The sequence below is a fragment of the Intrasporangium chromatireducens Q5-1 genome, from assembly GCF_000576575.1.
Taxonomy (GTDB): Bacteria; Actinomycetota; Actinomycetes; order Actinomycetales; family Dermatophilaceae; genus Intrasporangium_A; species Intrasporangium_A chromatireducens.
Genome location: NZ_AWQS01000134.1, coordinates 1 through 10,878, shown reverse-complemented (window position 1 = coordinate 10,878; position 10,878 = coordinate 1). Strand labels below are relative to the sequence as shown.

Genomic DNA, 10,878 nt, shown 5'->3' with positions numbered 1-10,878 from the left:
GATCGAGAGTGCGCCTCGCCTCAGGGACGCTGGTCGAAGACGTGGCGCCGAACCCAGGCGTGCATCGCGATCGCGGCAGCCGCCCCGGCGTTGATCGAGCGCGTCGACCCGAACTGCTCGATGTGGAGCACGACATCACACTGCGCACGCATCCCCTCTGACAACCCCGGCCCCTCCTGACCGAAGACGAGCACGCACCGCCGCGGCACGTCATACGTCTCGAGGGGCAGCGAGCCGGGGAGGTTGTCGATCCCGACGAGCGCCAGACGCTCGCCCCGCGCCCAGTCCGCCAACGACGCGGCGTCGGGATGGTGGTGCTCGTGCTGGTAGCGGTCGGTCACCATGGCCCCACGTCGGTTCCAGCGGCGCTTCCCGACGATGTGGAACGCCTTGGCGCCCATGGCGTTGGCCGTCCGGATGACCGAGCCGATGTTGAAGTCGTGGCCCCAGTTCTCGACCGCCACGTGGAAGTCGTGCCGCCGCTCGTCGAGGTCGGCGATGATCGCCTCCTGCCGCCAGTAGCGGTAGCGGTCGACGACGTTGCGCCGGTCCCCCTCGCGGAGCAGCTCGGGGTCCCAGCGGTCACCCTCGGGCCAGGGACCCACCCAAGGGCCGGCCCCGATGTCGGCGGCCGGCTCAGTGCGCTGCTCGGCGGGCTCGTCCGGCCCCGGGCCGTGCGTCATGCCGAGGGGCGCGTCGAGGAGCGGGCGCGGCGGCGGGTCCGTGGCACGGGGACTCCCTCGGGAAGGCTGGCTGGTCCGGGCCCGAGTGTAGAGCGGTCCGTATGCCGCGTCGCCGGGTCCGCGATGTGGGCTCGGTCCCGCGCGGGTGCCGTCCCACACAGCGCCGCCACCTACCCTTGTGCCCATGCATGCGCTCGCCGCCCTCGGCCCCAACTGGATGGACCCCGCCTATCTGCTGCAGCAGTTCGGCGGGGCGTTCTTCTGGCTCTCGCTCGCCATCGTCTTCATCGAGTGCGGCCTGCTCTTCCCGATCCTGCCCGGTGACTCGCTCCTGTTCGCCATGGGCCTGTTCATCGCGACGGGCCAGGTCAAGATCCACGTTGTACCGGCAATCCTGCTCCTGTGCGTGGCGGCGTTCCTCGGCAACGTGAGCGGCTACGAGATCGGCCGCGCGCTCGGGACGCCTCTCTACGAGCGACAGGGGCGCTTCATCAACAAGAAGAACTTCGACAAGACCCGCGACTTCTTCGACCACCACGGAAACAAGGCGCTCGTCATCGGCCGCTTCGTACCGATCGTGCGCACCTATGTCACCGTCGTCGCCGGGGTCTCCCGCATGGAGCGGCGGAGGTTCTTCACCTGGAGTGCCGTGGGCGCGGTCGCGTGGGTGCTCGGCGTCATGCTGCTCGGCTTCCTGCTGGGCCAGGCCTTCCCGGCGCTGCAGCACAACATCGAGGCGATCATCCTGCTGATCGTCGCCTTCTCCCTCGTCCCCATGGCGGTCGAGTGGTGGCGACACAAGAAGAAGGCGCGGGCCGAGGCTGCCGCCGAGCGGCCGGTCTCACCCGTCGAGGTCCGCGACACCGACCCCCGCTGAGCCACCCGGTTCGAGGTATTCCACTGCCCGGAACGAGCAGCGGAATACCTCGAACGCGCAGGTCTGCTCAGTCGTTCGGAGGGGTGCGGTCGACGTTGGGGTTCGGCTGCGGCTGACCCTGCTGGCCCGCGTCGTCGTGCCCCGACGTCACGAGGGGGTCGTCGCCACCGGCGCGCCACGGCACGTCGGGCCCGGACAGGCTGCCCGGCTGGGTCGAGGCGCCACCGACGGCCCCCGGCTGGGTGGAGGGCCCGACCGCCCCGGCGGGTCCGCCACCTTCGATGCCGCCCGCGCCGAAGTTGACGTTCGGGGCGACCGCCTCGCTGGCCGGGGTCTCGAAGTACTCGGCCCGCTTGATGCCGGCCATGTTGGCCACGAAGTTCGACGGCACCGACTCGACCTTGGTGTTGAGGTCGCGCACCAATGCGTTGTAGTAGCGCCGGGAGCTGGCGATCCGGTCCTCGGTGCTCGACAGCTCCTGCTGCAGTGCGAGGAAGTTCTGGTTCGCCTTGAGGTCTGGGTAGGCCTCGGCGACCGCGATGAGCCGACCGAGGGCCTGGCTCAGTGCGCCCTCCGTCTGCGCCGCCTGGGCCGGCGTCTGGCCGCCCGACATCGCGACGGATCGCGCCCGCATGACCTCCTCGAGGGTGCCGCGCTCGTGCTGGGCGTAGCCCTTGACGGTCTCGACAAGGTTCGGGATGAGGTCGTGGCGGCGCTTGAGCTCGACGTCGATCTGGCGCCATCCCTCCTCGACCTTGTTGCGGCTGCCGATGAGGCCGTTGTAGGTGGCCACGCCCCAGAAGGCGAGCAGGACGATGAGGCCAAGGATGATCCAGACGACGATCATGAGTGCTCCCCTGTGTGAGGTGTCATTGGTTCGATCCTAGACAGCAGGCGACCACGACTGAGCGTCGCCGAGCGAGCCCCCTCGGAGTCAGTCCGTGACGGCCATCTCGCCGAGCTCGGACCACTCGGTGCCGGGAATGTTCGCGTTGACAATGTCCGGGGTGCGGGCGAGGTAGCGCGGGAGCTCGGACGTCGCGGTGCGGAAGTGGTCGCTCTGCACGTGTGCGGCTCCTGCCGCGTCGTCGCGGAACGCCTCGACGAGGACGTAGACGTTCGGGTCGTCGAGACTGCGCGACCAGTCGAACCAGAGGCAACCCTCCTCGGCGCGCGTCGCCTCGGTGAACGACCGGGACAGCTGCGGCCACTCGTCGGCGTGCTCGGGCTTCACGGGGAACTTGGCGGTGATGAAGATCACGACTGCTCCTCCACTCGGGTCCTTCACTCGGGCTCGTTGCCTGCCAGCCTAGGTTGGCACCATGCCAGCAGGTCCGGCACCCGCCGCCCGTCACCCCGCCGAGAACCGGGTCACCCCCACGGGCGAGGTCATCGCCGCACCCGGTCGCGGGGCTTGGATGGGCAACCGCGGGCGGCTGCACGACGGCTCGGGCTCGCGGACCGTTGTGCGCCACCACCAGTCCCGGGCCTGGATCACCTGCGTCCTGCAGTTCCGCGACCGACGCGTCGCCCAGTGGGACGCGCACCACTACACGCCGCTCTTCTTCCTCGATGAAGCCGTTGCCTTCGCTGCCGGGCACCGGCCGTGTGCGGAGTGCCGTCGGTCTGACTACACGACGTATCGGGACGCGGTCGTCGCGTCCCTCGGCGTCGCACGCCTGTCCGCACCTGACCTCGACCGACAGCTGCATGAGGAGCGTTGGGACCCAGCGCACCGCTCCCGTCGGCTGCACGAGCTCAGCTGGCGAGACCTCCCCGAGGGAGCCTTCGTGCAGCTCGAGGCCGGACCCGCCTTGGTCCGGGCGGACCACCTCACGCCCTGGGAGCCGGACAACTCCTATGGCCCGGACGTCCCCCGCCCCCGCTCGGGCCGCGCCCCCGTCATCACGCCGCCGTCGACGCTCGCCGTGCTGCGCGGCGGCTACCCGGTCCAGCTCGGCGTGCCGGCTCAGCCCAGGCCGAGCTCCTCGAGCGAGTAGACGTAGCGGTAGTCGACGCCCGCCTCGGACCGGATGCGGTCGCCCGCACCGGTCGCGCGGTCGGCGATCGTGGCCACCGCGAGGACGTTGCCACCGGCCTCGCGGACCGCGTCGACCGCGGCCAGCGGCGAGTTGCCGGTCGTCGTCGTGTCCTCCACGACGACGACGTCGCGCCCGTCGACGGACGGGCCCTCGATGCGCTGCTGGAGGCCGTGCGCCTTGCCCGCCTTGCGCACGACGAACGCGTCGAGCCGGTCCCCGGCCGCGGCGGCTGCGTGCAGCATCGACGTCGCCACCGGGTCCGCGCCCAGCGTGAGGCCACCGACAGCGGCATACGACAGGTCGTTGGTCAGCTCGCGCATGACGATGCCGACGAGCGGCGCGGCCTCCCCGTCGAGCGTGATGCGGCGCAGGTCGACGTAGTAGTCCGCCTCCGCCCCGGAGCTGAGCGTCACGCGCCCGTGGACGATGGCCTTGGCCTTGATGATCTCGAGGAGGCGGGCGCGGGCGGCAGCGGCATCAGTCACAGGACGTCATCGTATGCCGCTCACCGCGCTTCCCGACGCACCTGACCTCCCAGCGCGGCCGAGTCGCGAGCCCTGCGTCCCACGAGAAGTGGTATCGAGGCGCCCCGTCGTGGCATCCCGGCCGGCGGGGCCACGAGAAGTGGCGTCAACTCCAGTTGTCGTGGCCACCAGGCCCCGCACGCCACGAAAAGTGGCCTCGACTGCAGCTGTCGTGGCCGGCGGGCCGGGCCTCAGGCAGGCAGGGCCTCGTCCCAGGGTCGGCTCGGGAAGTGACGGCGCCACTCGTTCGACAGTCGGGGGACCGTCATGCCCCGGGCCCGCATCGCCTCGGTGAGCCGACGCAAGGTCCGTGCCGGGGTCGAGTAGAGGTCACTGCTCCGGTTGACGAAGAGACGCCAGTCGTTGGTGTCGACCCACTCACGCCGGCCGAGGTCCCAGCCCCACTGCTCGTCCGACTCGGCGTGCTGCCGGCCGTCGTACTCGATGGCGAGCCGGTAGTCGGGGTAGGCCAGGTCGAACCGGAACCGGACGCTGCCATCCGGGCGGGTGATCTTGTGGTTGACCGCCGGCTCGGGCAGCCCAGCGAGGACCATGAGGAGTCGCAGTCGCGTCTCCATCGCGGAGTCGACCTCGGCGCGCACCAGTGAGGCTGCTCGAACAAGGTGCTGCCCGAGCCGACCCGGCACCTCCGAGGCGGCACCGCAGAGGCGGTCGGGGGTGGTCCGGTCCTTGCGGACCAAGGAGTCACCGAGCACGACCAGGTCGACGAGGGGCAGCGCCCGCAGGTCGGTGAAGGTCTGTGCCGGCGTGGTGAGCGGCACGCCGCGGAACCGGGTCGCCAGGGTCTTCGGCCGGGCGACGTGACCGACGATGCCCTCCCTGCGGCTGCCTCTGGTGCGGCTCGTCACGTGGATGTCAGGCTCGTCGGGCACGACCCCACCCCAGAGCTCGGCGGCCGTGTGGTGGGACAGGGCGCTGCCGGGCTCCGTGACGAGCAGGGCCGCTCGCCCTCGCAGCAACGTGGTGAGGGGGACTCGCGAGTCGATCCAGACACCGCGGAAGAGCTGGGTGTAACGGGGTGGCCGCAACTGCCAGTCGGACAGCTCGGTGCCCCGGATCTCAGAGCTGAGGAACGGCGCCATCGGATCGAAGCCCATGCCTCCAGCGTGGCGGAGCGGGGGCGAGGTCCGTGCGCGTCATCCACAGGCCCCAGCGCCCCACGAGAAGTGGCATCAACATTCCGTGTCGTGGCCAGCGAGCCCCAGACGCCACGAGAAGTGGCATCAACACCCCGTGTCGTGGCCAGCCAACCTCAGACGCCACGAGAAGTGGCATCGACACCCCCCGTCGTGGTCAGCGCGAGCGGGGGCGGTGCACCGTCCGCGCGCGGTTGCGCACGAGCGAACGGGGCAGCACCTTCAGTGCGCCCACGATCGCCTTGTACTGCGCGCCCGGCACGGACACGACCCGGCCCTTCTCCACGTCCGCGAGCGCCGACGCGACGAGGCGCCGCGCGTCGAGCCACATGAACGCCGGCATGCCGTCCATCCGGATCCCGGCCCGCTCGTGGAACTCGGTGTGGGTGAACCCCGGGCACAGCGCAGTCGCCGTCACCCCGGTGCCGGCCAGCTCGTTCGCCAGCCCTTCGGTGAAGGTCGTCACCCACGCCTTCGCCGCCGAGTAGGTGCCCGAGGCGATGAACCCGGCGACGGACGAGACGTTGACGATCCGGCCCCGGCCGCGCTCGCGCATCGACAGGGCGGCCGCATGCGACAGCACCAGCACCGCCCGCACGAGCACGTCCAGGTGACGCTCCTCGTCGGCGATGTCGTTCTGCAGGAACCGGCCCTTGAGCGCGAAGCCGGCGTTGTTGACGAGCACCTCGACCGGCCGGTCCGTCTCCGAGAGACGGTCGGCCACCCGTTGCAGCTGGGCCCGCTGCGAGAGGTCAGCCGCAAGCGTCTCGACGTGAGCGGCATACGTGCTGCGCAGCTCGTCGGCCACCGCGTCGAGCCGTGCGGTGTCGCGCGCGACGATGACGAGGTCGTGCCCACCGGCTGCGAGCTGGCGCGCGAACTCGTGGCCGATCCCGGCGGTCGCGCCGGTGACGAGGGCGGTGGGCTTCGGGGGTGCCATGCCGCCACCCTACGGCCGCGAAGCCCAAAGGGGGACGCACCAATAGGGTTGGGGGCCATGCGCATCGCCACGTGGAACGTCAACTCCATCCGCTCCCGGATCGACCGGGTCGAGGCGTTCCTCGCGCGCACGGAGATCGACGTCATCGCGATCCAGGAGACGAAGGCCCGCGAGGACCAGTTCCCCTTCGAGCGGTTCGCCGCCCTCGGGTACGAGGTGGTGCAGCACGGGCTGAACCAGTGGAACGGCGTCGCGATCGCCTCGCGGGTCGGGCTTGAGGACGTCCAGGTCGGGTTCGACGGGATGCCCGGCTGGGGCGAGCCGCTCGCCGCCGAGGCCCGGGCCATCGGCGCGCTCTGCAACGGGGTGCGCGTCTGGTCGCTCTACATCCCCAACGGGCGGGCGCTCGGTGACCCGCACCTGGCCTACAAGCTCGACTGGCTCCGTGCACTGGCGCAGGCCGGCTCGGGCTGGCTCGCGGCCAACCCGACCGCACAGATCGCGCTCTGCGGTGACTGGAACATCGCGCCGTTCGACGAGGACGTCTGGAGCGTCGAGTACTACGCGCACCGCACGCACACGTCGCCGCCGGAGCGGACGGCGTTCCAGGGTGTCGTCGACGCCGGCTTCGCCGACGTCGTGCGGCCGTATCACCCCGGACCCGGCGTCTACACCTACTGGGACTACACGCAGCTCGCCTTCCCGAAGCGGCGTGGCATGCGGATCGACTTCGCGCTCTGCTCGCCCGCCCTCGCGGCCCGCGTCACGGGGGCGCTCATCGACCGCGAGGAGCGCAAGGGCAAGGGCGCCTCCGACCACGCGCCGGTCGTCATCGAGCTCGCCTGACCCAGCCCTCACCTGATGCGGCCCTCGCCTGACGCGAAAGTGGCGCCGCACCCCGCCCAACGCCCGGCTGACTTCCAGCCAACCTCCAGACTGCCGACCTACCGTGCGAGAAGTGGGACGCAGGAACGAGGTCAACCGGACCATCACGCTGCTGACCGCCTTCATCACCGTGGCGGTCGTGCTCGGGGTGCTGGCGGCGGGCATCGCCGCCCCGTCCGTCGCCGCCCTCGGCACCCTCGCCGAGGCGGGCGACAACGCGTTCAACTCGCTGCCCAGCTCGTTCACGATCAACCCGCTGGCCCAGGGCTCGCGCATCCTGGCGGCCGACGGCTCCGTCATCGCGACCCCGCAGGACGAGAACCGGACCGTCGTGCCCCTCAGCGCGGTCGCGCCGATCATGCGCAAGGCGCAGGTCGCGATCGAGGACAGCCGCTTCTACCAGCACGGCGCGGTCGACCCGCAGGGCATCGTGCGGGCGATCCTCGAGGACGCGCGCACCGGCGCCGCGACCCAGGGCGCGTCGACCCTGACCCAGCAGTTCGTCAAGATGAGCCTTCAGGAGCAGGCGCTGGCCGCCGGGCAGGACACGGCGGCCCAGGCGGCGACGGCGAAGACCCTCATGCGCAAGCTGACCGAGCTGCGCTACGCGACGGCCCTCGAGCGGGTCTGGTCGAAGGACCAGATCCTGGCCGGCTACCTCAACCTCGCCTACTACGGCGACGGCGCCTATGGCGTCGAGGCCGCCGCGGAGCACTACTTCGGCGTCCACGCCAGCAAGCTGACCCTGACGGAGGCGGCCACGCTGGCCGGGCTCGTCCGCAGCCCCAGCGCCACCGACCCGGCGACCCACCCGAAGGCCGCGCAGTCGCGCCGCGACGTCGTCCTCGACCGGATGCACCAGCTCGGCATCATCTCCGACTCGGCGTGGACGAAGGCCAAGAAGCGACCGCTGGCGAAGGACCTGAACATCACCGAGCCGCCGAGCACCTGCGTCAACTCGCCCGAGCCGTACTTCTGTGAGTTCATCATCCCGTGGCTCGAGCAACAGCCCGCGCTCGGCCCGACGGCACAGGCGCGCCACGACCTCCTGTTCCGCGGTGGCCTGACGATCCACACGACCCTTGACCCCAAGATCCAGAAGATCGTCGACACGTCGATCCGCCAGGTCGCCCCGGAGAAGAACCACATCGGGGTCTCGGCGGCTGCGTACGTCACCGAGCCCGGCACCGGCAAGGTCGTCGCCTTCGGGCAGAACACCCAGTACGGGCTCGCGCAGAAGAAGGGCGTCACCGCCATCAACTACGCGGTCGACCAGCAGTACGGCGGCTCCGGCGGCTTCCAGTTCGGCTCCACCGCAAAGGCGTTCGCGCTCGTCACGGCGATGAAGCAGGGCCTCGGCCTGCACGCGAGCATCGACGGACCGGGCGCCGGCCCCCAACAGGCCGCCACGTTCACCAAGCACCAGTTCCCCCAGCCGTGCGGCCTCTACCAGCCGTGGCACGTCTTCAACGACGAGCCCTGGGGCGGCGGCACCATCTCGCTGATGGAGGCGACCGCCAAGTCAGTCAACACCGCCTTCGCCGCCCTCGACTCGAAGATCGGTGTCTGCAACATCCGCAGGACGATGCTCGCTTTCGGCATGCACGCCTCCGACGGGACCCCGATGGGCACCTATCCGCCGCAGATCGTCCTTGGCGCACAGACGATCTCGCCGCAGACCCTCGCCAACGCCTATGCCGGCATCGCCGCCGGCGGCGTCCTCTGCCAGACCTACCCGGTCACCGAGGTCGACCGGGCCGGCAAGCCGATCTGGCAGCCGCAGCCGTCGTGCACGCGGGTCGAGCCCCAGCAGCCGGTCTCGCAGGCCACGAAGTTCCTCGAGTACAACATGACCCACGGCTCCGGCATCCTCAACCAGCTGAGCGGCCGCACCTCCGCCGGCAAGACCGGCACCGCGGACGGCAACTCGCAGTCGTGGTTCGTCGGCTTCACCCCGCAGCTCGCGACGGCCGTGTGGGTCGGCAACCCGACGAACCCGAACCGCCGGATGTTCAACGTGTCGATGGCGGGCAAGTTCTGCAGCTCGATGACGGGAGCGTGCTACGCCGCGCCGATCTGGAAGCGGATCATGAACCGCAGTCTGGCCGGGCAGCCCGCCGCCTCGATGCCCTGAGCCGACCCGCCCGAAAGGTCACGTCCCAGCGCGGCGGGCTCAGCGTCATACCAAAGGGGTATGCCGCTGGGCCGGCGACCGCTCCTGGCGTGGCCTTCGCTACTGCCTGGCGATGCCGGCCTCGTCGGCCGACCTGGTGAGGACGCAGAACTCGTTGCCCTCGGGGTCGGCGAGAACGGCCCAGCCGGTGTCGCCGTCGCGCAGGTCGTTGACCATCGTCGCGCCGAGGCCGAGCAACCGGTCGACCTCCTCGTCCCGGCTGCGGTCGGCCGGGCGGAGGCACAGGTGCATCCGGTTCTTGACCGTCTTCGGCTCGGGGACGCGGAGGAAGAGCAGCGACCGGCCGCCCGGGCCCAGCAGACCCGCCTCGTCGTCATCGTCGTCGGCCGGGTCGGGCTCGAAGTCGTCGAGCACCTGCGCCCACCACGCGGCCTGGGCGCGGGGATCGTGGGCGTCGATCGAGAAGTTCGCGGTCCGGGAAGCCATGCGCCAGCCTTGCACAGGGCGCGGCTGTCCGGCCGGGTCAGGCGGCGGTCGTCTGTTCGCGGGGTCGCCGGGCGGTGCCGAGGGTGAGGGAGACCGCGGCGCCGAGGAGGGCGGCGACCGCGCCGCCGAGCAGGACGGTCTGGACCTGGACGACGCCGGCCCCGATGAGGGCGTCGGTGTCGAGGGGGTTCGGCAGGTGGCGGACCGCCTCGTAGTAGCGGCTCAGGCCGAGCGAGGTGAGCAGCGCGAGACCGACGACCATGCCGACCATCCGGGCGACGACGACGAGTGAGCTGGCGACACCGTGGCCGGACGGTGGAGCGTCGGCGAGGGCGGCGTCGTTGACGGGCGCGATGGCCAGGCCCATGCCGAGACCCACGACGACGAGCACGACGGTCGTCGGGACGGCGTCGGCGAGGGAGTGCACGCCCCAGCGCGACATGGCGACCATGCCGACCCCGGCGAGCGCGAGGCCCACGGCGGCGACCGGTCCGTCGCCGAGCCGGCGGGTGGCGAGGCCACCGAGGAGCGCACCGACGGGGACGGCGAGGAGGAACCGGACGAGGACGAGCGCCGCACGGGTCTCGTCCTGGGTCAGCGTGAGGCGAGCGAGCAGCGGCACGTCGACGACGACGGCGACGAGCGCGGCGCCGACGAGGAGGCTGACCAGCTGGGCCCGCAGGCCGCGTCCGTGGACGACCCCACGCGGGATGAGCGGGTGGCGGGCTCGCCGGTGCCAGATGGCCAGGGCTCCGAGGGCCAGGGCACCGAGCGGGAGCAGGACGAGGCCGAGCGGGCCGACAACCTCCCGTTCGGGGTCGGAGCCGGCGAAGGTGAGCACGAGCGCCCCGAGCGCGACGGCGACGAGGAGGGCGCCGAGGAGGTCGGCGCGGCGCAGCACCGGCCACCACCGGGGCGCGGTGACGACCGCTGCGAGCGCGAGCAGGCCGAGCCCGCCGACGCCGATGGGGGTGAGCAGCCGCGACTCACCGACGAGCGGGATGAACGGGATGCCGAGGGTCACGTCGGTGACGAGCCGGTCCGGCGCCGCGAGGGCGAGACCGACGAGGACGAGCCCGAGCCCGGCGAGGACGGCGCTCACGACCGCGGTGGCCCGGGGGCTGCGGACCAAGGGCCGGAGTTTGCGCTC

General features: G+C 71.4%; 12 protein-coding genes. 4 read left to right on the top strand and 8 right to left on the bottom strand.

The window, feature by feature from the left end:
* Positions 1 to 20: 20 nt before the first annotated feature.
* The gene (locus tag N864_RS14565) at positions 21 to 683 is read right to left on the bottom strand and encodes a TrmH family RNA methyltransferase (protein WP_034718175.1); all 663 of its coding nucleotides are present in this window, start codon (positions 681 to 683) and stop codon (positions 21 to 23) included.
* A 184-nt stretch (positions 684 to 867) separates the two neighbouring features.
* Here N864_RS14565 and N864_RS14560 point away from each other — a divergent pair, with 184 nt between their 5' ends.
* Positions 868 to 1,560 (top strand): DedA family protein, encoded by a 693-nt coding sequence (locus N864_RS14560; protein ID WP_034718173.1) that lies wholly within the window; start codon positions 868 to 870, stop codon positions 1,558 to 1,560.
* A 67-nt stretch (positions 1,561 to 1,627) separates the two neighbouring features.
* Here the strand turns inward: N864_RS14560 and N864_RS14555 are convergent, their stop codons facing one another.
* Both N864_RS14555 and N864_RS14550 read right to left on the bottom strand, forming a co-directional pair.
* Positions 1,628 to 2,407 (bottom strand): LemA family protein, encoded by a 780-nt coding sequence (locus tag N864_RS14555; RefSeq protein ID WP_081793872.1) that lies wholly within the window; start codon positions 2,405 to 2,407, stop codon positions 1,628 to 1,630.
* Positions 2,408 to 2,494: 87 nt separating this feature from the next.
* On the bottom strand, positions 2,495 to 2,821 hold the full coding sequence (locus N864_RS14550) for a putative quinol monooxygenase (RefSeq protein ID WP_034718171.1): 327 nt from the start codon (positions 2,819 to 2,821) through the stop codon (positions 2,495 to 2,497).
* A 61-nt stretch (positions 2,822 to 2,882) separates the two neighbouring features.
* Between N864_RS14550 and N864_RS14545 the strand changes: the two genes are divergently transcribed.
* Positions 2,883 to 3,560 carry a hypothetical protein gene (locus N864_RS14545; RefSeq protein ID WP_051518605.1) on the top strand — a complete coding sequence of 226 codons (678 nt, stop codon included), beginning with the start codon at positions 2,883 to 2,885 and terminating at the stop codon, positions 3,558 to 3,560.
* Here the strand turns inward: N864_RS14545 and pyrE are convergent.
* The 3 genes from pyrE to N864_RS14530 form a co-directional block, all read right to left on the bottom strand.
* Complete coding sequence (pyrE, locus tag N864_RS14540; protein WP_034718169.1) at positions 3,530 to 4,087, bottom strand: orotate phosphoribosyltransferase; 558 nt, start codon at positions 4,085 to 4,087, stop codon at positions 3,530 to 3,532. The genes N864_RS14545 and pyrE overlap by 31 nt on opposite strands.
* A 230-nt stretch (positions 4,088 to 4,317) precedes the next feature.
* Positions 4,318 to 5,244, bottom strand: a complete 927-nt coding sequence (locus N864_RS14535; protein WP_240474339.1) for a hypothetical protein — start codon at positions 5,242 to 5,244, stop codon at positions 4,318 to 4,320.
* Positions 5,245 to 5,440: 196 nt separating this feature from the next.
* Positions 5,441 to 6,223 (bottom strand): SDR family NAD(P)-dependent oxidoreductase, encoded by a 783-nt coding sequence (locus N864_RS14530; protein WP_034718166.1) that lies wholly within the window; start codon positions 6,221 to 6,223, stop codon positions 5,441 to 5,443.
* A gap of 57 nt (positions 6,224 to 6,280) precedes the next feature.
* Between N864_RS14530 and N864_RS14525 the strand changes: the two genes are divergently transcribed.
* Positions 6,281 to 7,069: an exodeoxyribonuclease III gene (locus N864_RS14525; RefSeq protein WP_034718164.1), complete on the top strand. Its 789-nt coding sequence runs from the start codon at positions 6,281 to 6,283 to the stop codon at positions 7,067 to 7,069.
* Between the two features lie 112 nt (positions 7,070 to 7,181).
* On the top strand, positions 7,182 to 9,242 hold the full coding sequence (locus N864_RS14520) for a transglycosylase domain-containing protein (protein WP_051518604.1): 2,061 nt from the start codon (positions 7,182 to 7,184) through the stop codon (positions 9,240 to 9,242).
* Positions 9,243 to 9,341: 99 nt separating this feature from the next.
* On the opposite strand, the gene N864_RS14515 is transcribed toward N864_RS14520, so the two are convergent.
* Both N864_RS14515 and N864_RS14510 read right to left on the bottom strand, forming a co-directional pair.
* The gene (locus N864_RS14515; RefSeq protein WP_034718162.1) at positions 9,342 to 9,728 is read right to left on the bottom strand and encodes a VOC family protein; all 387 of its coding nucleotides are present in this window, start codon (positions 9,726 to 9,728) and stop codon (positions 9,342 to 9,344) included.
* Between the two features lie 37 nt (positions 9,729 to 9,765).
* A partial coding sequence (locus tag N864_RS14510; RefSeq protein WP_162164535.1) for an MFS transporter occupies positions 9,766 to 10,878 on the bottom strand: 1,113 nt, incomplete at its 5' end.